Origin of the sequence: Saccharothrix xinjiangensis (genome assembly GCF_039527585.1) — a bacterium.
Lineage (GTDB): Bacteria > Actinomycetota > Actinomycetes > Mycobacteriales > Pseudonocardiaceae > Actinosynnema > Actinosynnema xinjiangensis.
Window position 1 is genome coordinate 1 of sequence record NZ_BAAAKE010000007.1, and the last position, 20,973, is coordinate 20,973.

Here is a 20,973-nt window from a genome sequence, read left to right on the forward strand (position 1 = left end):
GACGATGATGATGGGCAGGTCGCCGCGGGCGCGCAGGGTGCGGCAGACCTCCAGGCCGTCCACGCCGGGCAGCATCAGGTCCAGCAGCACCACGTCGAACGCCGTGGTCCCCAGCAGTGCGAGGGCGTCCTCACCCGACACGGCATCGGTGACGGCGAAACCCTCGTCGGCCATCGCCAGGCCGAGCGCCTGCCTGATGTGCTCGTCGTCCTCGACGAGCAGAACGGAGATGTCCATGGCACCGATCCTCGCGTCCGGGTGGTCCCAGCTTCGCCGACGCCGACGGGTCCCGCTGCGGCCGTCCGGCGATCGCAAGGTGTTCGTCAGGTTCTCCCCGGTTGACGGGGGAGCGGGGCGGTGCGACCGCGACCCTCCTCTGTGGACCTTCCTGCGGAACCCCCCGGGGGCCGCTGCGCGAGCCCCCTGCGGACCACTCTGCGGGCCGCGCATGTCGACCGCCGCTTCGGGTAGCCCTGGTCCATGCGCGCGCTCACCCTGGAACCCGGCACCGCCGGGTCGCTCCGGCTCACCGACCTGCCCGACCCGACCCCCGGCCCCGGTGAGCTGCTGGTGGAGGGGCTGGCCGTGGGCGTCTGCGGCACCGACCGGGAGATCGCGCAGGCCGAGTACGGGTGGGCGCCACCGGGCCGGGACCGGCTGGTCCTCGGCCACGAATCACTCGGTCGGGTGAGGACCGCGCCCGAGGGCAGCGGCTTCGCGCCGGGCGACCTGGTGGTCGGCGTGGTCCGGCGACCCGACCCCGAGCCGTGCGGCGCGTGCGCGCGGGGCGAGTTCGACAACTGCCGCAACGGCCGCTACACCGAACGCGGCATCAAGGAGCTGGACGGCTACGGGGCCGAGCTGTGGTGCGTCGAGCCGGAGTTCGCCGTGGCGCTGGACCCCGGCCTGGCGCACCTCGGGGTGCTGGTGGAGCCCACGTCGGTCGTCGCCAAGGCGTGGGAGCAGGTGTGGCGGGTCGGCGGGCGCGCCTGGTTCGAACCGCGGCGGGCGCTGGTCACCGGCGCGGGCCCGATCGGCCTGCTGGCCGCCATGATCGGCGTGCGGGCGGGGCTGGAGGTGCACGTGCTCGACCGGGTGGGGACCGGCCCGAAGCCGCGCCTGGTCGAGCAGCTGGGCGCGACCTACCACCACGCGGACGTGGACGAGGTCGCGTCCCGCCTGCTGCCGGACGTGGTGATCGAGGCGACCGGCGTGGGCGACCTGGTCTTCGCCGTGATGCGCCACACCGCGCCCTACGGCGTGGTCTGCCTGACCGGCGTCTCGCAGACCGGCCGCCGGACGGAGGTGGACGCCGGGCGGGTCAACCGGGACATGGTGCTGGAGAACGACGTGGTGGTCGGCTCGGTCAACGCCAACCCGCGCCACTACCGGCAGGCGGCGGAGGCGCTGGCCGGCGCGGACCCGGACTGGCTGGACGGCCTGATCACCCGGCGGGTGCCGCTGGGGTCCTTCGCCGAGGCCTTCGAGCCCGAGCCCGAGGACGTCAAGGTGGTCATCACCCTGGACGACGGGCACTGATCGGGCGCGCGGTGGGTGGTCGACCGGTCCACTCCGGTCGACCACCCACCGCGGTCACTCGGCGATGCGCGTCCGCCCGGACCAGGCGAACACGGCGAGCGTCTCACCGTCCTGCCTGTGGAACTCGCCGGTGTGGCTGAAGTGCTCGTAACCGGCGCCGTAGCTGATCTTCACCTTGTCGTCGAGGTTCGACACCTCGCACACCCGCTCCACCTCGGGCAGCTCGTTCGGACCGCCGATCAACGTGGCTCGCTGGAAGTTCACGTGCAGACCCCCAAGTACTCGCAAGAACGATTCTTCGAAACCGGTCTTCCGGTGTGTTCCGCATCTCATGCTGGGGACGGCGCGGGGGTGTGTCAAGCAATATCGGTGCCACTGCCCGATACTTCTGTGGTGCCCGCCGTGAATTAGGGGGCACATTCTTCGAAAAAGGGGTTGCGCGCCGCCGCGTGCACCCGTCCGGACGAGCGCGCCGCCTCCGCCGAACGGCCGCAGGCCGGAGGGTGATCCACTTCCCGCTCCGCGCCTTGACCGAAATTCGATTCTCACCGGATATTGTTGACGGGGGAACTCCATTCCGGTCCGGCGCGCACGGGGTGTTGACGTCTTTGCCTGAAAGGGCGATATACCCGACGCCGTCACGTCGCGGTCAGGTCGTCGGCAGGTCGTCCTCGTCGTCCAGCTCGCGGATCGCCACGGCGGTCTCGACGCCGTCGTCGTGCAGCACGTGCCGCAGGCAGGACAGGTCGACGTACGCGTCTTCGAGAGGGTGCGAGACCAGGCGCGAGAGCGCGGTGCCGAACTTGGCCATCGAATTCCGGCCCGGCATGAGGATCGACAGCTCCTCCCGGGCCGCGAAGGGCTGCACCTCGACGTCGTCGGGCAGGGCCGCGAACTCCGCCCCGCCCACCTCGACGGGGACCTTCACCAGCCAGTGCGGCCCCTCCGAGGTCAGGCCCCGCCGCTTCTGCTCGGGCGTCTCGATCGCCCAGGTCAGCCAGGGCGCACCCGCCACCACGGCGCCGCACGGCTCCACGGCCTCGACCACGTGCCGGACGGTCTCGGCGGTGGCGGCCTCCACCTCGGCCCAGTCGTACCGGTCCCAGGTGGCCGCCGGGCCGGGCACCTGCTTCGACGCCACGGTCGTCGCGGGCACGTGGCGACGCCGCACCTCCGGCCGCGCGCCGAACAGCCGGTGCGCGTCGCTGATCGCCTCGTCCTGCGCCCGCCGCCGGCGCCGCACCTCCTCCTCGTGCCGCCGCAGCAGGTCGAGCGCGGCGTCCGGCTCGTCGAGCGCGCGGCGGACCAGGTCGACGCTCATCCCCGCGCCGCGCAGGGCGGCGATCAGGACGGCCTGCTCGACCTGGTCGAACGCGTACCCGCGGTAGCCGGTCCGCTCGTCGACCTCGGCCGGCACCAGTAGCTCCTTGGCGTGGTAGAACCGCAGGGCCTGCGGTGACAGGTGGCACATCTCGCTGAACTCGCCGATGGACAACACGCGACCATGGTCGTCCTTGTGGTTGCTGCAAGGTCAAGCGCCCGAGGTCGCGGCGGGTTCGACCGGGGCACGCGGGGAAGCCCACCGTCGACAGGTCCGCCGACAGCGACGGAGGCGCGGCATGACCGCACGCAGCCAGGACCCGTGGCCCGGACCGCGGCCCGCCGACCCCCACGGCCTGACGGCCGGCAGCGGGGCGCGCGAACCCGTGGTGGCGAGCGCCGCGGTCGGCGCCGTGGTGGTCGTGGCGGGTGCCGTCAGCGCGGTGGCCACCCACCGGCACGGGCGACCCGGCCGGGCGAGCGGGGGAGGGGGGTCGTGACCGGGTTGGCCGGCGAAGCGGTGGTGGCCGGTGTCGACGGGACCGCGGTCTCGGAGCGCGCCGCGCTGTGGGCCGCCCGGCAGGCGGCGGCGTTCGACCTGCCCCTGGTGCTGGTGCACGGCCTGCGGTGGCCCGTCCAACCGCAGGCCTACCCGAACATGCCCCTGGACATCGGCGCCGTCGATCCCGTCGCGGTCGAGGAACCCGCGCGGCAGTGGGCGCGGGAAGTGCTCGACGGGCTCGCCCGGCGTTGCGGCGAGGCGACGGGCGTCGAGGTGCGCACCGAGGTCCTGACGGGCGATCCGGCGAACGCCGTGGTCCTGGCCGCGGACCGGGCGGCCCTGGTGGCGGTCGGTCACGCCCGGCACGGCGGGGTCGCCCGGTTCCTGCTCGGGTCCACCGCGGAGCGGCTCACCAGGTCCTGCCCGTGGCCGGTCGTGGTGGTCCGCGAGGAGGCCTCCGCCGACGAGCGGCGCGACCGCGGGCCGGTGGTGGTCGGCGTGGACGGGTCCGCGGTCGGCGACCAGGCGGTCCGGTTCGCGTTCCGGTTCGCGGCCGGGCACGGCTCCGAGGTGGTGGTCGTGCACGCCTCGGTCGACGCGGTCGACGCGGTGGGGGTGGTCGAGGGACGCCCGCCGCGCGATGCGGTCGGGGAGGGCGCGCTGCGCGACGGGGTGGACGTGGCGGGGGAGAGCGCGCTGCGCGACAGGTGGGGAGCGGCGCTCGCCGAGTGCGCGCGGCAGTACCCCGGGGCGGCGCGCCGGCTGGTGGTCGCCGCGGGTCCGCCCGCCGACGCGCTGCTCGCGGCGTCCGCCGAGGCGTCCCTCCTGGTCGTCGGCAGCCGCGGTCGGGGCGCGGTCCGCCGGGCGCTGCTCGGCTCGGTCAGCCACGAGGTGGTCGAGGGCGCGCCGTGCCCGGTGGCCGTGCTGCCACCGGGAACCGTTCGCTGAGGCACGCTGCCGGTCACACCATCGGGTGACTTTCCCCGTCGTCTGGAAATGGGGCCTGACCAGTGGGAACCCGGATATCAGGTTCACGTCACCCGCCCGGTCGCGGACTGGACCGGAGGCGACCGAGGTCCGCGGTGGCCGGCTGGAGGGCGGTCGACGGTGGCACGAGCGAGGTACTGGCTGCTCGGCGCACTGGCCGGGGTGGCGTCCGTGGTCGGCGCGGCGGTGTTCCTGGAGGTCATCGGCGCGCCGGGCCGGCTGGGACCGCCCGGCGCCGGCCCGCTGACCGTGGTGTCCCTGGGCGACAGCACCCTGTCCGGCGAGGGCGCCGGCGACTACGTCCCCGAGACCGACGGCACGCGGGGCAACTGGTGCCACCGCTCCGTGAACGCCGCGGTCAACCGGATCGACGTGCCCGGCGTGGAGGCCAAGGTCAACCTCGCCTGCTCCGGGGCGTCCACCGAGGACGTCGTCCTGGGCGGGACCATGCAGTGGACCGAGTCCAGCCAGGCCCGGCGGCTCGCCGACCTGGCCAGGACGCACCGCGTCGCGGCCGTGCTGGTGGCGGTCGGCGCCAACGACGACCCGCGCTTCTCCCGGCTCATGACCGACTGCCTGAACGCCAGGATGCGGCTCGGCACGCCGTGCCACGACGCGGTCGCGCGGGACTGGCGGCAACGCCTGGACGCCGTGGTGCCGAAGGTCGAGCGCGTCCTTGACGACATCAGGCGAGTCCTGACCGACGCCGGTTACCACGACAGCGACTACCAGCTGGTCCAGTTCTCCTACGCCTCGCCGCTCGCGCCCGGCATCCCCGAGGAGCTGCGCAACCTCAGCGGCTGCCCGTTCCTCACCGAGGACCTCGCCTGGATCCGGGACCACGCCGTGCCCGACCTGGCCGCCGCGCTGCGCGAGGCCGCCGACCGCGCCGGCGCCCGCTTCCTGGACCTGTCCCGCTCCGGGCACGGGCACGAGGCGTGCACGGGAGGCGCCGGCCAGGAGGACGAGTGGTTCACCAGGCTGACCCTGGACTGGGACGGCTTCAGCGACGCCGAACGGGCCGAGCACGCCAGTGTGGAGTCCTTCCACCCCAACGCCGAGGGGCACCGGCAGGTCGCCGGCTGCGTCGGGCTGTTCCTCGGCACGGTCGAACGGGAGGCGGCGTGCGTCCCGGGTGAGGACGGCTCCCTCCACCTGACCACGGACGTCGACGGCGGGGCGCGGCGCGCGGCTGAGGCGGGGCACCCGAGGTGAGGCGGCCGGGGTGGGACGCCCGGGGTGAGGCAGCGCGGTGAGGCTGCGGAAGTGACGCGGCGCGGCGAGGCGGCCGGAACCCGGTCGGCCGGGCGTGCGCGCGCCGGACTCGGCAGACTGGGTGACGGACGCGGGAGGGGTGGGGCGTGGGACTCGGCAGGCCGGTGAAGCGGGTGGCCGTCGTCGCGGCGGGTGCGGCGCTGCTCGTCGTCGGCGTGCTGCTGCTGGTGCTGCCAGGACCCGGGCTGCTGCTGGTGCTCGCCGGGCTGGTCGTGCTGGCCGGGGAGTTCCCCGCCCTGGAGCGCTACGTGGACCCGGTGCGGGACCGGGCGATGAAGGCGGCGGAGGACAGCGCGTCCTCGCCGCTGCGCGTCGCGGGCTCGGTGACCGCCGGGCTGCTGCTGATCGCGGCCGGCGTCACCTGGGGCCTGGTGCGGTCCCTGCCGTTCGGCGGCTGGGGCGCCGGGTCGAGCCTGATCCTGTCCGGGCTGGTCCTGCTGGCGCTGCTGGGCTGGAGCTGTCGCCGGGTGCGGGCCAAGCGCGCGGCGGGCGGTCGGTAGCCGCGCGGGCTCACCGCTCCTCCCCGCCCTCCCTCGCCTCGACCAGCTCCCGGTACCGCTCGGTGTCCGCCCCGGTCCAGCCGGGCGGTTCGAGGATGTGCGCCCAGGCCTCGGCGGTCTCGGCCGGGCCGTAGTGGTGGCCCTGCCCCGGCGGGACGTCCGTGGAGAACACCAGGTCCATGGTCAGCTGCCAGAAGGTGATCGCGGGCAGCCACGTCATCTGCGGGCTGACGTCGGGCGCGCGGGCCTCGCCGAGCCAGTCGGGGCGGCGGGTGAGCAGCTGCGGCGACCACCAGACGACGGGGTCCGTCGAGTGCTGGAGGTACACCACGCGGCGGCCGCCCCACGGCGCGGCCAGGTCCAGGTCGGCCGGGTGGTCGGCGAACCGCACCGCCGCCCCGGAGTCCACGACGGGCAACCGCTGCGGGGTGCCCTGGTCGCGGTCGGCGGTCAGCTCCTCCCACACCCGCGTCGAGTTCGGGGTGCCCGTCCACAGCGCGCCGGAGGTGCGGGTGGTCATGTCCTGGAGACCGCTGAACGCCGCCTGGCCGCCGTAGGCGCCGAGGCTCTCGCCGTAGACGACGAGTTCGGGCCTGCGGTCCGGGGGCCGCTGTTCCCAGGTGGCGTAGACCTGGTCGAACAGCTCCGAGCCCGCGGCCTGCGGGCTCTCCCGGTCGGCGACGAACGCGGCCCAGCTGGGCAGGTACGAGTACTGGAGGGCGGCGATCGCGGTGTCGCCGCCGTAGACGTGCTCCAACGCCTCGGTGGCCCCCGGGTCGACCCAGCCGGTGCCGGTGGTGGTGACGACGGCGAGGACGGCCCGGTCGAACGCGCCCGTGCGCTCCAGCTCGGCGACCACCAGCGCGGCCACCTCGGGCAGCGAGCCCGCCGACGACAGGCCGCCGTACACGCGGATGGGCGTCCGGGCCGGGCGCCCGGTGAACGCGCTCAGCTCGGCCGCCGTGGGGCCGCCGGAGACGAAGGCGCGACCCTCCTTGCCCAGCGACTCCCACGGCACCCGCGAGTCGGGCGACCCCGAGCGCTCCGGCGCGGTCGGCCGCACCACACCGGGGTGGTCGCCGCGGTCGGCCGTCGCCGCGAGCCGGTTGACCACCGCGAGCAGACCGTTGACCAGCGCGCCGTCCACGACCAGCACCGCGAGCACGGCCACCACCACCGCGCCGGTGAGCCGGGCGACCCGCGGCGGCACGAACCGGGCGCCCGCGGCCGCCACCCGCCGGGACGCCGCGCGTAACAGCAGCCCGACCGCCCGGAGCCCGGCCGCCACCACGGCCGCGACGCCCAGCACCAGCCCGTAGTAGGTCTGCTCGTCGGTCCGCACGCCGACCAGCTCCCGCACCTGCTCCTGCCAGTGCGCCCCCATGAGCAGCGACACCGGGACCCAGATCCCGGTGACGACCGCGAACAGGACGTTCCCGCGCCACCGGGCCCGCTCCGACCACACCGGGCGGAAGCCGAGCCACCGGGTCAACCGCGCCAGGCCCAGCCCGATCAGGTAGCCCGTGGCCGAGCAGATGCCCGCGGCCACGCCCTGGAGGTACCACGGGCGGGGCAGCAGCGAGGGCGTCATCGACCACGCGAAGAACAGCAGCGCGAACACCAGGCCGACGCAGCTCAGCGACCGGAGGTAGCGGATCAGGGCATCGCGGACCGGGCTGCGGCGCGGTGCGTCCGGCGCCTCGACGGTTGTCGTGACGACCTCCCGGGGTGCGCGCGGACTTCGGCAACCGCCTGGCGTGGGCCGCACCGGCGGCGATGCCGACCGGTGGTGGTCGCAGCCTAGGGCAGGGCGGCGGGGCGCCGCCGGCGACTTGCGGACAACCGCAGCCGGGCGGCCGGGCGGTGGTGGCCGAGCCGGTGGCGGAGGCGCGCGACGGAGGGTGCGGCGACCGGTGATCGGGAAGCGGCGACCGAGGGCCGGCGCGACCGCCCCGGGACCGGTAGGGGTCCCGGGGCGGCCCCGGGTGGGGGTCCGGGGTCAGGCGGCGCTGTGCCCGTGACCGCGTCCGACCGGGGCCGGGCACGGCAGCCCAGTGCTCACGCAGCGCCCACGCGGGCCCGCTCAGGACCGGGCACAACAGGGGGTTGGGCACCGACGACGCGGCCGGTCACCGCGTCCCTCGGGAACGCGGTCCGGCCGAAGCCCTGCGACCGGCGGAGGTGGGTGGCAGGCCGCCGAAGGTGCGAGAGGACGCCTCGCGCGGCTCACCCGCCCCGGAGGGCGGGTGGCGCGCGATCCCCCTGCGTCGCGGGCCCGGCTCCCCAACCGGGATCCCCGACACCTCACAAGAGCGCTGCCCACGGCGCCGGATACGCCCGACCGGAAAAAAGAAAGATCTGCCGGGAGGACCCCGCTCAGGAGCCGTCCCCGACCGGGTGCGCGAGGTCGATCGAGCGGCGCCCCGACAGCGCGCGGAGGAAGTCGGGCGCGTCGAACGCCTTCCCCGCCGAGGCGGCGCCGGCCGAGCCGGTCAGCGGTCGAGCTGGTCGACCAGCGCCCGCAACGCCGAGTGGACGTGCTCCTCGGCGAAGCGGGCGACCTCGCCCGCGTCACCGTCACCGAGCAGCCGGGCGATCCGCCGGTGCTCGTCGACCACCACCGCCCGGTACCCCTGGTGGCCGAGGCGGATCCGGGTGAGCTGGAACAGGTGCACCTGGGAGCGCACGGCCCGCCACGCCTCCAGCAGCCGCCGGTTGCCCGCCGCCAGGTAGACCGCGTCGTGGAACTCCAGGTCCAGGGCGAGCAGCTCCTCGTTGGGCGCGCCCGCCGCCAGCCGTTCGGCCATGGCGTCGACGCGCCGGTCCAGGGCGTCGAGGTCGACGCGGCCGATCGCGCTCCGGCTCGCCAGCCCCTCCAGCGCGGCCCGCACCGAGTACACCTCCTCGGCGTCCCGCACCGTCAGGTCGATCACCCTGGTCCCGCGGTGCCAGGCGCTGCGCACCAGCCCCTCGCGCTCCAGCACGGCCAGCCCTTCCCGGACCGAACCGCGGCTGACGTCGAGCGACGCGGCCAGCTCCACCTCGCGCACCGGGGAGCCCGGCGGGAACACGCCCGCGAGGATCGCCTCCCGGATCCGGTCGGCGGCCTCGTCCGCCAGACCCCGCCGGTCGGCCTTGCGCAGCTCCACGATGTCGAATGTTGACATCCGGACAGGAGCTGGTCAATGGTGGTGGCCATGAGACCCGCCTTCCACCTCGCCATCCCCGTCGACGACCTGGCCAGGGCCCGCGAGTTCTACGGCGGCGTGCTGGCCCTGGAGGAGGGCCGCTCGGCCGACGCGTGGGTCGACTGGAACTGCTACGGCCACCAGGTCGTGACCCACGTCGTGCCCGGCGCGCGCGGCGACTCCGGCCGCAACCCGGTCGACGGCCACGACGTGCCGGTGCCGCACTTCGGCCTGATCCTGCCGATCCCCGAGTTCCACGCCCTGGCCGACCGGCTGCGCGCGGCGGGCACGGAGTTCGTGATCGAGCCCTACCTGAGGTTCGCGGGCGAGCCGGGGGAGCAGTGGACGATGTTCTTCCGCGACCCGGCGGGCAACGCGCTGGAGTTCAAGGCGTTCAAGGACGAGTCGCAGGTGTTCGCCAAGTGAGCCGCGGTGTCCTGGTGACCGGTGGCGGCCGGGGCATCGGCGCGGTCGTCGCCGACGCGTTCCGCGAGCGCGGCGACGAGGTCGTCGCGCTGTCCTCCGCCGACGCCGACCTGGCGGACCCGGGCGCGATCGCCCGGGTGGTCGGGTCCGCGGTCGACCGGCTCGGCACGATCGACGTCCTGGTGAACAACGCCGGGCTGGTGGAGCTGGGGTCGCTGGCCGACAGCTCGTACGAGGAGTGGCAGTCGCTGTGGCGCCGCGCCTTCGCCGTGAACGTCTTCGGCGCGGCCGACATGTCCTACTGCGTCGCCCGGCACATGATCGACAACGGGGTGCGCGGCCGGATCGTGAACGTCGGTTCGCGCGGCGCGTTCCGCGGCGAGCCCGACATGCCCGCCTACGGCGCGAGCAAGGCGGCGCTGCACTCGATGGGGCAGTCGCTGGCGGTCGCCCTCGCGCCGCACGGCATCGCCGTGGCGTCGGTCGCGCCCGGTTTCGTCGGGACCGACCGGGTGGCCTCGATGGTGACGGACGAGGTCCGCCGGCAGAGCCCGTTCGGGCGGGTGGCGAAGCCGGAGGAGGTGGCGGCGGCGGTCGTCTACCTCGCGTCGGCCGAGGCCGAGTGGGCTTCGGGAGCGGTGCTCGACCTGAACGGGGCCTCGTACCTGAGGACCTGAGGGCAGCCCCGGGGACCCGAAGGCAGCCCCGGGGGGCCGAGGGGCGCCCGGCTTCGCGTCACGCGTCGAGGCGCCCCCGCACCAGCCCGGCGTCCTCCTCGCGCCCCAGCTGCCGGTACAGCTCCAACGCCTCCAGCCACACCCGCCGGGCCTCCTCGCCCCTCCCCGAAGCCGCGTACGACGTGCCGAGGTCGCGGAGGACGTCGGCGGACGTGTACGTGTTCCCCAGCGCCCGGTACAGCAGGAGCGCGTGCTCGTAGTGCCCGGCGGCCCGCTCGTGGCGCCCGGCCCGGTGCTCGATGTACCCGAGGCTGACCGACGTGGCCGCCTCGCCGTCCGGGTTGTGGTGCCGCTGGTACAGGTCCAGCGCGGCCAGGCAGTGCGCGCGGCCGTCCTCGTGCCCGCCCGAACGCGCCGCGTGCCTGCCGAACTGGTTGAGCGCGTCGGCTTCCCACACCGGCTGGTCGAGGGCGCGGAACAGCTCCAGCGCCCGCGCGGCGTGGTCCACCGCCAACCGGTCCTCGCGCTGCTGGCCGTAGGCCCAGGCCAGCATCCGGTGGCCCTGCGCCAGCTCGGAGTTGTCGTGGTGCTCCTCGGCCAGCGACAGCGCCCGGCGCAGGCGCGCGACCGCCTCGTCGTGCCGCCCCAGGTGCGCGAGGGCCCGTCCCAGGAACCGCGAGGCGCGCACCCGCGGCGCGTGCTCCGGCAGCTCCTCCGCGGCGCCCACCGCCACCTGCCACGTGGTCACCCGGTCCCGCAGGTGCCCGCGCCGCCCGTGGAACGAGTCCAGGGCCCACGCCAGCAACCACCCGACCCGGTGCCGCCCGGTGGCGACCGCGACCTGCTGGGCCGCCAGCAGGTTGGGGTGCTCGGCGTCGAGCCACGCCATCGCCGCCGCGGCGTCCGCCGGCGGCTCGGGCCGGGCCCCCGGCGCGGGCGGGTCGAGCAGCACGGGCAGCCGGTGCGGCGCCAAGAGCCGGTCGGCCGCGCACGCGACGTGCGCGTACGAGTCCAGCACCCGCCCCAGCGCCGCGTCCCGCACCTCGTCGGCCAGGTCCGAGCGCGCCACGGTGACCGCCCAGCTGCGGACCAGGTCGTGCATCGCGTAACGGCCGCGCGGGTCCTGGTCGAGCAGCGACGCCTCCTCCAGCCCGCGCAGCGCCCGCTTCGCCCGCACCGGTGGCAACCCGGTCAGGTCGGCCGCCGCCGGCAGCGCCAGGTCGGGGCCGGGCGCGACGCCCACCAGCGCGAAGACCTCCCGCTGCTCGGCCGACAGCGCCCGGTGGGACCAGGACAGGACCTTGGGCAGGCTGGCGGCGGGGTCGTCGTCGTCCAGCACGTCCAGGCCGAACTCCCGCAGCTCGCCGGCCAGCCGGGACAGGGGCGCGCCGGGGTGCGTGTGGGCGTGCCCGGCGATCAGGCCCAACGCCAGCGCGAACCCCCGGCAGAACCCCACCAGCTCCGCCACCGCGTCCGGCTCGGCGGCGACCCGGTCCGCGCCGAGCCAGTCGGTCAGCAGCTCGTGCGCCTCGCCCGCGGTCAGCGGGTCCAACCTCAGGTGGTGCGCGCCGTGCCTGCTGACCAGGGTGTTGGGCGTGCGGCGACTGGTCACCACCACCACGCACGACTGCCCGCCCGGCAGCAGCGGCGCGGCCTGCTCGGCGCTCGCGGCGTTGTCCAGCACGATCAGCATCCGCCGGTCGGCGACCAGGCTGCGGTACAGCGCGGCCTGGGCGTGCAGGTCGGTCGGTATCCGCCCGGGTTCCACCCCGAGCGCGTCGAGGAACCCGCGCACCGCGACGCCCATCTCCATCGGGTCGCTGTCCGGGCTGAAGCCGCGCAGGTCGACGAACAGCTGGCCGTCCGGGAACCGGTCCAGGTGCCGGTAGGCCCAGCGCACCACGAGCCAGGTCTTGCCGATGCCGCCGGCCCCGCTCAGGGCCAGGATCGGCGCGGCGCCGCCCCGCCGCGCCGCCGCGTCCAGGGCGGCGGTCAGGCGCCCCTGCTCGGCGGCGCGACCGACGAAGCGCGCGGGCACGGGCGGCAGCTGGCGCGGGGGCGGCTGCTCGCGGGCGGCCTGGTGGATGTGGACGTCGCCGCCGATCGAGCCGGCCTGCACCACCGGCCCGGCGACCACGCCGCCGACCTCGTTCCGCCCCGTCGGCGGCTCCCCGCCGGTTAACCCCGAACCGTCTTCGCGCTTCGACACCGCACCATGAGACCGGAGGGACCCGGTCCCGGCCAAACCGCTCCCGCACCCCGGGGGGAACCGCGATCGCGTTCGACGTCCGTCGAATCGGCGCGGCGCACCACGCGCCGCACGGTGACCAGCGGTCAATGCCCTCGCCGTGATCACTGTCTGCACTCGAACGGGTGGATTTGGTTACCCTCCGTCTTGACTATCAGGGGTGCGCGACTACGGTTGACGCGGTGTTGACCGAAGACGTCCGTGCGGAGCGCGCGTGGTGAGTCGAGTGCGGTCGCTGCTGAACCAGTACCGCAGGCGAGGCGCGAAGTCCTTGCTGGAGCAGGCTCGGGGCACCGTGGCCGGGCTGCTCGAACCCCGGCGCCCACGCCACCGGCTGACCTCACCCCCGCCACCGGCGCACCGGCAAGCCAACCCCCCACCGCCGCCCACCGAACCCACCCCCCGCGACGACGTGCTGGCCGGCGTCTGCGCCGGCATCGCGTTGCGCGACCTGAACCTGCTGGACTCCCTGCTGGCCGAGCTGGAGCGCATGGAGTCCGAGGAGCAGGACCCCGACGCCCTCTCCCGGCTCTACCGGCTCGACCACCTCGCCACCCGGCTGCGCCGCAACGCCGAGAACCTGCGCGTGCTCGCCGGCGAGGAGGCGGGCGCCGCCCCCGAGGACACCGCCTCGCTGGTCGACGTCATCCGCGCCGCGATCTCGGCGATCGAGCGCTACCCGAGGGTGGACATCGGTCGCGTGGTGCCGCTCGCGGTGGTCGGCTTCGCGGCCGACGACGTCAGCCGGCTGCTCACCGAGCTGCTCGACAACGCCACCACCCAGTCCCCGCCCAGCTCACCGGTGACGGTGAGCGCCCACGTCACCGAGAACGGCAGCATCCTGCTGCGCGTGGAGGACATGGGCATCGGCCTGCCGCCGGAGCGGATGGCCGAGCTGAACGAGCGGCTGTCCACCGCGCCCGCGCTGGACGGCGCGGCCATCGAGCACATGGGCCTGGCCGTGGTGCGGCGGCTGGCCGACAAGCACGGCGTGCGCGTGTGGCTGGGACGCCGCGCGCCGCACGGCACCACCGCGTCGGTCCTGCTGCCGGCCGAGCTGGTGCGCGAAGCGCCCCCGGTGTCGTTCGCGCGGCTGCCGGACCCCGACGTGCCCGCCCAGGGCGCGCCGCCGGAACGCGCGCCCGCCAGGTCCCGGACCCGACCCGACGAGCCGCGCGCGGGCAACTTGATCCCCGATGGGCCGCGCGCGGGCGGTCCCGCTCCCGACGGGTTCCGCGCGGGCAGCCCGCCTTCCGGCGGGCCTCGCGCGGGCAGCCCGACCTCCGAGGGGTTCCGCACGGGCAACCCGACCCCCGACAGATCTCGCGCGGGCAACCTGGTCCCGGACAGACCGCGCACGGGCGGGACGACCCCCGGCGGACTGCCCCGGCGGGTGCCGGCCAGCCTGCGCGTGCCCGACAGCCCGGCCGGCTTCACCGCGCCGCCGGTCACGCCGCCCGTCGCGCCGCCCCCGCCCGCCGTGCCCGGCGCCAACCCCGGTGACGGCTTCTTCGCCGACCTGGCGGACTTCGACGCCGGCGAGCGGGCGGCCCGCGGCACCCTCCCCGAACCCGACGCCCCCGAACTCGACGCCCCCGAGCCCCACGACCCCCGCGGCGACCACCTCGGCACCACCCGCGAGGACCGCCCGAGCGGGGATCGACCGAGCGATGACTGACCACGAGGACCACCCGAGTGACGACTGACCACCGAGCCGCCGACCCGGCGCCGGACTTCAGCTGGCTGATCAACGACTTCGTCCGCCGGGTGCACGGCGTGACGCACGCGTTGATCCTGTCCTCCGACGGCCTGCCGCTCACCGCCTCCGACACCGTGGGCGTGGACGCGGCCGAGCAGCTGGCGGCCATCTCCAGCGGCATGCTCAGCCTGGCCCGCAACGCGGCGGCGGTGTTCGACAAGGGCGGCTGCGAGCAGATCCTCGTCCGGCTCACCGGCGGCTACTTCCTGTTCATGGACATCGGCGAGGGCGCCGGCCTCGGCGTGCTGACCTCGCCCTCGTGCGACATGAAGGTCATCGGCTACGAGATGACCAAGTTCGTCGACAACACCGGGCACGCGCTGACCCCGCAGCTGAGGGCCGACATGCGGCGCACGGTGACCGCACGGCGCCCCGGCGCGTGAGGAGGGCGATCGTCGTGGCCACCGGCACCGCACCCGGCGCGATGCGCAGCACCAGGGTTCGCGCGTACGCCATCACCCGCGGCCGCACCAGGCCCCGGCACCTGCTGCTGGTGGAGACCCTGGTGTCCGTGCCGAACTACGACCCGCAGGCCGCCGCGCGGATGATGCCCGAGTCCCGGGCGCTCTACGAGCGCGCCCGGCAGCGCACCTCGGTGGCCGAGCTGTCGGCGCACCTGGACATCCCGCTCGCCGTGATCCGGGTGCTGCTCAGCGACCTGATCGCGCAAGACCTCGTCTACGTCCACCCCACGGGTCACGAGTACCGGTACGACCTGCCCCTGCTGGAGAGGATCCTGAATGGGCTCAAGAACGTGTGACCCCGAGCCGCTGACGATCTCGGCGAAGGTCGTGGTCGCCGGCGGCTTCGGCGTCGGCAAGACGACGTTCGTGGGCTCGGTGTCCGAGGTGCCACCCCTCAACACCGAGGCGTGGATGACCGAGGCGGCCGAGGGCGTGGACCCGGTCGACCCCGGCGGCGACAAGACCACGACCACGGTGGCGATGGACTTCGGCAGGCTCACGCTGACCCACGACCTGGTGCTCTACCTGTTCGGCACCCCCGGCCAGCCGCGGTTCTGGTTCCTGTGGGACGACCTGTCGCGCGGCGCGCTGGGCGCGGTCGTGCTGGTGGACACCCGCCGCGTCGAGGAGTCGTTCGCGGCCATCAACTACTTCGAGAACGACTCCGAGATCCCGTTCGTGGTCGCGGTGAACATGTTCGACGGCCTGCTGACGCACGACCTGGCCGAGGTCCGCGACGCGCTGGCGATCTCACCGGACGTCCCGCTGATCACGTGCGACGCCCGCGACCGGGCCTCGGTGGTCGGCGCCCTGCGCGAGCTGGTGTCGTACGCGATGCAGCTCGTCCCGTCGCACGGCCCGGCCTGATCGGCGAACCACCCTGCGAGCGGAGAGGTTGGCGGCAATGCGGAAGGTGCTCGTCGTCGGGGCCGGCCAGGCCGGGTTACAACTCGCTTTAGGCCTGCTCGGCCGGGGTTATGACGTCACGATCATGTCGGCGCGCACACCGGAGGAGATCCGCGCCGGGCGGGTGATGTCCACCCAGTGCATGTTCGGCCCGGCGCTCCGGTGCGAGCGCGACCTGGGGCTGGACCTCTGGGCGGACCGGACGCCCCGCATCGGCGGCCTCGGCCTGTCGGTGGGCGCGCCCACCGGCGACGGCGGTTGGCAGCGGGCGCTGAACTGGCTGGGCCTGCTGGACGAGCACGCGCAGTCGGTCGACCAGCGGGTGAAGATGGCGGGTTGGCTGGAGCTGCTGGAGGACCGCGGCGGCAACGTCGTCTACCACGGCGTGACGACCTCCGACCTGGACGCGCTGACCGCCCTGTTCGACCTCGTCGTCGTCGCGGCGGGCAAGGGCGAGCTGGTGGAGGCGTTCACCCGCGACCCCCGGCGGTCCCCGTACCGGACGCCGCAGCGCGTCCTGTCCGTGGCCTACGTGCACGGCATGGCGCCGCGGCCCGAGCACCCGGACCTGCCCGCGGTGCGGTTCAACGCCGTGCCGGGCGTCGGGGAGCTGTTCGTCATCCCCGGGTTCACCCTCAGCGGGCCGTGCGACATCCTGTTCTTCGAGGGCCTGCCCGGCGGCCCCCTGGACTGCTGGGCCGACCGGCCGGGACCCGCCGAGCACCTGGACCGGACCCTGGCGCTGGTGCGCCGGTTCGTGCCGTGGGAGCACGAGCGCTGCCGCGAGGTCGAGCTGACCGACGGGCACGCCACCCTGACCGGCGCGTACGCCCCGGTGGTGCGCGAACCGGTGGCCGTCCTGCCCTCCGGCGGCCGGGTGCTGGGCATGGCGGACGTGGTGGTGGCCAACGACCCGATCACCGGGCAGGGCTCCAACAACGCGGCCAGGTGCGCGGCGTCCTACTTGGACAGCATCGTGGCGCACGGGGACCGGCCGTTCGACGAGGAGTGGATGCGCGGGGCGTTCGAGGCGTACTGGGAGCACGCGCGGCACGTCACGTCCTGGACCAACGCCATGCTCCAGCCGCCGCCCGAGCACGTCATGCGCATCTTCGGCGCGGCGCTGGAGCACCCGGCCGTGGCCCACCGGTTCGCCAACTGCTTCGCCGACCCCTCGGACCTGGAGGAGTGGTTCTTCGACCCCGAACTGGCCGACCGCTACCTGGCCTCGGTCGCGCGCGGCTGAGCGGAGCGGCCCGAGCCCCCGCCGGTGCGGGTGAGGTCGGCGCGCCGACCTCACCCGCGTTCTCAGCAGGACTTGGTCCAGGAGCACTCCAGGTCCCGCACCGGGTCCGCCTCCGCGCCCGGCGCGGCCCGGCGCCCCGCCCCGACCCCCGGCTGGGACTGGCCGGCCCGGTCGGAGGCCAGGCGCACGGCGATGGCGTCCTCGACGTCGCGGGGCACGCCCGACACGAAGTTGTTGAACACCATGGAGAACACCAGCTCGCGGCCGTCGGCGTTGGTCACGTAGCCGGCCAGGCCGGTCACCCCGGTCAGCGAGCCGGTCTTGGCGCGCACGTTGCCCGCCGCGGCGGTGCCCGCCATCCGGCTGCGCAGGGTGCCGCCCTCCAGCCGCTCCGACCGGCCCGCCACGGGCAGCGCGGCGTACCAGCTCGGGAACCACGGCTTGGTCCGCGCCGACCGCAGGACGTTCACCAGCAGGTCCGGTGAGAGGACGTTCATCCTGGACAGGCCCGAGCCGTCGAACAAGTTCATGGTCAGCGGGTTCGCGCCCAAGCCCGGGAGCAGGGACTCCAGCGCCCGGATGCCCGCGGCCCACGTGCCCTGGCCGTGGAACTCCCGCCCCAGCGACTTGATGATCGCCTCGGCGTGCATGTTGTTGCTCAGCTTCAGGAACGGCACCAGCAGCTCGCTCAGCGGCATCGACCGGTGGGTGGCCAGCACCCGGGCCGAGGCCGGGGTGGCGCGGAACTCGGTCCCGCCGGTGACGGTGATGCCCTTGGCCGCCAGGGACTTCCGGAACAGCCCGGCCACCAGCGCGGTCGGGCCGTCGACCGAGATGTAGGCGGCGTGGGCCGCCGCGCCCGGCGCGATCGAGCCGCTGACGTGCACGACGTTCGTGCCGTGCGCGCGGCTGACCCGGACGCCGCTGCCGCCGGCGGCCGTGGTGGCGGTGTTGCGGATGTCGAGGTCGACCGGCGGGGTCACGCTCACCTGCGCGGGACCGCCCGCGGCGCCGGGGGAGACCCGGACCGCGACGGCGCCGGAGTCGTAGTCGGTGTCCGGCGCGAAGGTCAGCGCCGAGGTCTGGGCGCTGTAGTAGTACGGCTCGTCGTCCCACGCCCAGCCGGTGCCCAGCGGCACGGAGTCGAACCAGGTGTCGTCCGCGACGAGCGCGCCCTGGACGGTCCGCACGCCGGTGGCGGCCAGCTGCGCGGCCAGGTCGTCGTAGTCCTGGGCCAACATCGTCGGGTCGCCGGTGCCGCGCAGGTAGAGGTCGCCGGCCAGTTCGTCGCCCTGCGCGGCCGCGGTGGTGGCCAGGTCGGTCGTCCAGCGGTGGTCGGGTCCGAGGCCGTCGAGCGCGACCGCGCCGGTGACGAGCTTCGCGGTCGAGGCGGGCTGGAAGCGGGTGTGGCCCGAGCGGCTGTAGAGCAGGTCGCCGGTGCCGGCGTCGCGCACCACGAGGCCCACCGCGGACGAGGCGAGCCTGGGGTCGCCGAGGATGCCGTCGAGGTCCGCCGCGAGCGGGTCGGCGACGTCGGCGGCGGCCGCGGCGGTGAGGCCGAGGACGAGTGCCAGGGAGGCGAGCAGGGCGGTCGATCGTGGCCGACTGGTCATGCCCTGGATTCTGCCGGTGGCGCGGGACGGGGTCGACGGGCTTCGCCAGACCGGCGGCATCACACGACAGGATGATTGGATCGTCCAGGCCGACGTCCGGGAGCCCGGCAGGGTCCTCGGCCACCCGGAGACCCGGCGGCTCGTCGACTTCACCGAGCCGGTGGCGCTGCTGGTGGTCGGGGTGCTGCTGCTCGTCTCCGACGAGGACCGCCCCGGCGAGCTGGTCGCGACCTACCGGGAGCGGTTGGCGCCGGGCAGCCTCCTGGCGATCTCGCACATCGCCGACGAGCACGCGGCGCCGGGCGTGCGCGCCGAAGTGGCCCGCCTGGTGGACGCCTGCGCCGCGGCCGACGAGTACGTCCACGTCCGCACGCACGAGGAGGTCCTCGCCCGGTTCGAGGGCACGCGCCTGGTCGAACCGGGCCTGGTGTTCCTGCCCGACTGGCGCCCGGACAGCCCGGCGGAGCGCGAGAGCGCGGCGCGTCCGCTCGGGTACGGCGGCGTCGCGGAGGTGGGGTAGGCCGCACCCGTGGGCGCGGCCGGGTGCCGGCGCGGTTGCGCGCCCGCGCCGGCACCCGGGCCGCACGATTCGCAGGACCTCCGCGGCGGCTGCCCCCGGGGGCAACTGCCCGGGAACCGCCACGTCGGACAACTGGGTCTCGTCCGAACGCCGCAACGCGTTACCCGCCCCCGACGGCCCTCACCTCATCAGGTGACCGGCTGTTGCGGCGCCGTGCCGGGTTTCCGCTGATCTGTGGCGACGGCTGGGCGAGGTTACCGTTGTCGTGAGCCCATCGGCGCCGAGGAGCTTGCGGAGGTGGTGCACCGTTGAGCGACGAGAGCGTGGTCGAAGGGGTGACGGTGAAGTCCCTCGTGGTCGGGGGCGTGCCGGTGCTGCGGCTGGCCGGTGAGGTCGACACGCGCGCCGGCGAGGCGATGCGCCGCGAGCTGCTCGCCTGGCTGGACACCGTCACCTCGACGTCGGCGGTCGACCTGAGCGGGGTGACCTTCCTGCCCTCCAGCGGACTGGCGGTGCTGGTCGAGGGCGCGCGGCACGCCGACCGGCGCGGCGTCGCGTTCGCCATCGTCGCCGGGCACCGCGCGGTGCTGCGGCCGTTCCGGGCCGCCCGGATGGACGAGGTGTTCGCCGTCTACCCGGACCTGGAGCAGGCCGTCGCCGCGCTGCGCGACCAGGCGGTGGGCGGGCACGTCGACGGGGCCTGAGGTTCCCCGCGCCGCACCGTCCACAGCGGACGGTGAACCGGGTCGTCGCCCGGTCAGCCCGCCTCGGCCTCGACGAGGCAGAACCCCGACGGCGGCAGCGGCGTGACGTCCGTGACGGTGAACCCGTTGCCCGCCAACAGGTCCGCGTACTCGGCGCGCGTGCGCTCCTGGCCGCCGAGGTTGACGAGCATGTTGAGGTCGCTGAGGTAGATCACCGGCGAGACGTCGTCGGGAACCGAGTCCGGCAGGACCGGTTCGACCACGAGCAGGCGGCCGTGCTCCGGAAGGGCCGCGCGGCAGTGCCGGAGGACCTTGCCCGCGCGGTCGTCGTCCCAGTCGTGCAGGACGCTCTTGAGCAGCACCGCGTCGGAGCCGTCCGGGACGGAGGCGAAGAAGTCGCCGGTGACGACCTCGCACCGGGACGCGACACCGGCCGCCGCCAGCACCCCCTCGGCCTCGGACGAGCCGGTGGCGGTGTCGAACAGCACGCCCCGCGGGCCGGTGTGCCGGGAGAGGACCGCCGCGAGCAGCGTGCCGTCGCCGCCGCCGACGTCCATCACCACGTCGTAGCGGCCGAAGTCGTGGGCGTCGGGCAGCACGCCGGCGACCACGTGCGTGCCCTGGCTCATGGCGGCGTTGAACGCCGTGGCGAGTTCCGGCCGCGACCCGAGGTGGTCGAAGAACGAGGTCCCGAACTCCTCGTCGAACGTGGTGGCGCCGGTGCGGACGCCGTCGTCGAGCCGGTGCCAGGCGCGCAGCAGGACCGGGTCGGTGAACACCCTGGCGAAGGCGTGCATCGAGCCCGGCGCGTCCGACCGCAGCAGGGCGCCGAGCCCGGTGGCCGCGAACCGGTCGCCGCGCTCCTCCAGGAGCTTCAACGCCGTCGCCGCGCGCAGCAGCCGGAGCGTGGTGCGCGGCGACGCCCCGCACGCGGCGGCCACCTCGTCGGCGGAGCGCTCGCCGTCGCCCAGGACGTCCGGGACGCCGAGCCTGACGCACGCCGCGACGACCTGGGCGGCCATCGAGCCGAAGATCATGTTCACCAGCGCGTGGCGCGTGGCGGCGGGCGTGTCCGGTGACGCGGCCATGGGATCCCCCT

Annotated in this window: 22 protein-coding genes; 14 read left to right on the forward strand and 8 right to left on the reverse strand. The window is 74.9% G+C overall.

Going from position 1 to position 20,973, the window contains the following annotated elements; genetic code table 11:
* On the reverse strand, window positions 1-237 hold a 237-nt coding region (locus ABD223_RS17305), incomplete at its 3' end, for a response regulator transcription factor (RefSeq protein ID WP_344037285.1).
* A gap of 243 nt (window positions 238-480) precedes the next feature.
* On the opposite strand from ABD223_RS17305, the gene ABD223_RS17310 reads away from it, so the two are divergent.
* The gene (locus tag ABD223_RS17310; protein WP_344037286.1) at window positions 481-1,539 is read left to right on the forward strand and encodes a glucose 1-dehydrogenase; all 1,059 of its coding nucleotides are present in this window, start codon (window positions 481-483) and stop codon (window positions 1,537-1,539) included.
* 54 nt (window positions 1,540-1,593) lie between these two features.
* Here ABD223_RS17310 and ABD223_RS17315 read toward each other — a convergent pair whose 3' ends face one another.
* Together ABD223_RS17315 and ABD223_RS17320 are read right to left on the reverse strand one after the other, a co-directional pair.
* Entirely contained in the window at window positions 1,594-1,803 is a 210-nt protein-coding gene (locus ABD223_RS17315) for a DUF5988 family protein (RefSeq protein ID WP_344037287.1), read from the reverse strand.
* 385 nt (window positions 1,804-2,188) lie between these two features.
* Window positions 2,189-3,037, reverse strand: coding sequence for a MerR family transcriptional regulator (locus ABD223_RS17320; RefSeq protein WP_344037288.1), 849 nt, complete (start codon window positions 3,035-3,037; stop codon window positions 2,189-2,191).
* 121 nt (window positions 3,038-3,158) lie between these two features.
* Between ABD223_RS17320 and ABD223_RS17325 the strand changes: the two genes are divergently transcribed.
* From ABD223_RS17325 to ABD223_RS17340, 4 genes are all read left to right on the forward strand, one after another.
* Window positions 3,159-3,359 (forward strand): hypothetical protein, encoded by a 201-nt coding sequence (locus tag ABD223_RS17325; protein WP_344037289.1) that lies wholly within the window; start codon window positions 3,159-3,161, stop codon window positions 3,357-3,359.
* Window positions 3,356-4,309, forward strand: a complete 954-nt coding sequence (locus ABD223_RS17330; protein WP_344037290.1) for a universal stress protein — start codon at window positions 3,356-3,358, stop codon at window positions 4,307-4,309. The genes ABD223_RS17325 and ABD223_RS17330 overlap by 4 nt, the downstream gene beginning before the upstream one ends.
* Before the next feature lie 159 nt (window positions 4,310-4,468).
* Window positions 4,469-5,563 carry a GDSL-type esterase/lipase family protein gene (locus tag ABD223_RS17335; protein WP_344037291.1) on the forward strand — a complete coding sequence of 365 codons (1,095 nt, stop codon included), beginning with the start codon at window positions 4,469-4,471 and terminating at the stop codon, window positions 5,561-5,563.
* Window positions 5,564-5,709: 146 nt separating this feature from the next.
* Window positions 5,710-6,123 carry a PGPGW domain-containing protein gene (locus tag ABD223_RS17340; protein WP_344037292.1) on the forward strand — a complete coding sequence of 138 codons (414 nt, stop codon included), beginning with the start codon at window positions 5,710-5,712 and terminating at the stop codon, window positions 6,121-6,123.
* A 10-nt stretch (window positions 6,124-6,133) separates the two neighbouring features.
* On the opposite strand, the gene ABD223_RS17345 is transcribed toward ABD223_RS17340, so the two are convergent.
* Complete coding sequence (locus ABD223_RS17345; RefSeq protein ID WP_344037293.1) at window positions 6,134-7,891, reverse strand: alpha/beta hydrolase; 1,758 nt, start codon at window positions 7,889-7,891, stop codon at window positions 6,134-6,136.
* Between the two features lie 724 nt (window positions 7,892-8,615).
* Window positions 8,616-9,290, reverse strand: a complete 675-nt coding sequence (locus ABD223_RS17350) for a GntR family transcriptional regulator (protein WP_344037294.1) — start codon at window positions 9,288-9,290, stop codon at window positions 8,616-8,618.
* A gap of 30 nt (window positions 9,291-9,320) precedes the next feature.
* Between ABD223_RS17350 and ABD223_RS17355 the strand changes: the two genes are divergently transcribed.
* Together ABD223_RS17355 and ABD223_RS17360 are read left to right on the forward strand one after the other, a co-directional pair.
* Entirely contained in the window at window positions 9,321-9,737 is a 417-nt protein-coding gene (locus ABD223_RS17355; RefSeq protein WP_344037295.1) for a VOC family protein, read from the forward strand.
* Window positions 9,734-10,414, forward strand: a complete 681-nt coding sequence (locus tag ABD223_RS17360) for an SDR family NAD(P)-dependent oxidoreductase (RefSeq protein ID WP_344037296.1) — start codon at window positions 9,734-9,736, stop codon at window positions 10,412-10,414. Before ABD223_RS17355 ends, ABD223_RS17360 begins: the two co-directional genes overlap by 4 nt.
* A gap of 58 nt (window positions 10,415-10,472) precedes the next feature.
* On the opposite strand, the gene ABD223_RS17365 is transcribed toward ABD223_RS17360, so the two are convergent.
* Complete coding sequence (locus tag ABD223_RS17365; protein ID WP_344037297.1) at window positions 10,473-12,623, reverse strand: ATP-binding protein; 2,151 nt, start codon at window positions 12,621-12,623, stop codon at window positions 10,473-10,475.
* Between the two features lie 253 nt (window positions 12,624-12,876).
* On the opposite strand from ABD223_RS17365, the gene ABD223_RS17370 reads away from it, so the two are divergent.
* From ABD223_RS17370 to ABD223_RS17390, 5 genes are read left to right on the forward strand one after another with little or no spacing between them, the layout of a single operon-like run.
* Complete coding sequence (locus ABD223_RS17370) at window positions 12,877-14,340, forward strand: sensor histidine kinase (RefSeq protein WP_344037298.1); 1,464 nt, start codon at window positions 12,877-12,879, stop codon at window positions 14,338-14,340.
* 17 nt (window positions 14,341-14,357) lie between these two features.
* Window positions 14,358-14,804: a roadblock/LC7 domain-containing protein gene (locus tag ABD223_RS17375; protein WP_344037299.1), complete on the forward strand. Its 447-nt coding sequence runs from the start codon at window positions 14,358-14,360 to the stop codon at window positions 14,802-14,804.
* 41 nt (window positions 14,805-14,845) lie between these two features.
* Window positions 14,846-15,181 (forward strand): DUF742 domain-containing protein, encoded by a 336-nt coding sequence (locus ABD223_RS17380; RefSeq protein WP_344037549.1) that lies wholly within the window; start codon window positions 14,846-14,848, stop codon window positions 15,179-15,181.
* The gene (locus ABD223_RS17385) at window positions 15,162-15,752 is read left to right on the forward strand and encodes a GTP-binding protein (protein WP_344037300.1); all 591 of its coding nucleotides are present in this window, start codon (window positions 15,162-15,164) and stop codon (window positions 15,750-15,752) included. The genes ABD223_RS17380 and ABD223_RS17385 overlap by 20 nt, the downstream gene beginning before the upstream one ends.
* Before the next feature lie 37 nt (window positions 15,753-15,789).
* A complete protein-coding gene (locus ABD223_RS17390; protein ID WP_344037301.1) occupies window positions 15,790-17,037 on the forward strand; it encodes a styrene monooxygenase/indole monooxygenase family protein in 1,248 nt (415 codons plus the stop codon).
* A gap of 62 nt (window positions 17,038-17,099) precedes the next feature.
* On the opposite strand, the gene dacB is transcribed toward ABD223_RS17390, so the two are convergent.
* Complete coding sequence (gene dacB, locus ABD223_RS17395; protein WP_344037302.1) at window positions 17,100-18,650, reverse strand: D-alanyl-D-alanine carboxypeptidase/D-alanyl-D-alanine endopeptidase; 1,551 nt, start codon at window positions 18,648-18,650, stop codon at window positions 17,100-17,102.
* On the opposite strand from dacB, the gene ABD223_RS17400 reads away from it, so the two are divergent.
* The gene (locus ABD223_RS17400; RefSeq protein WP_344037303.1) at window positions 18,649-19,170 is read left to right on the forward strand and encodes an SAM-dependent methyltransferase; all 522 of its coding nucleotides are present in this window, start codon (window positions 18,649-18,651) and stop codon (window positions 19,168-19,170) included. The two genes, dacB and ABD223_RS17400, sit on opposite strands and share 2 nt — an antisense overlap.
* 308 nt (window positions 19,171-19,478) lie before the next feature.
* The gene (locus ABD223_RS17405) at window positions 19,479-19,874 is read left to right on the forward strand and encodes an STAS domain-containing protein (RefSeq protein WP_344037304.1); all 396 of its coding nucleotides are present in this window, start codon (window positions 19,479-19,481) and stop codon (window positions 19,872-19,874) included.
* A gap of 53 nt (window positions 19,875-19,927) precedes the next feature.
* On the opposite strand, the gene ABD223_RS17410 is transcribed toward ABD223_RS17405, so the two are convergent.
* The gene (locus ABD223_RS17410; protein ID WP_344037305.1) at window positions 19,928-20,962 is read right to left on the reverse strand and encodes a methyltransferase; all 1,035 of its coding nucleotides are present in this window, start codon (window positions 20,960-20,962) and stop codon (window positions 19,928-19,930) included.
* Window positions 20,963-20,973: the final 11 nt, after the last annotated feature.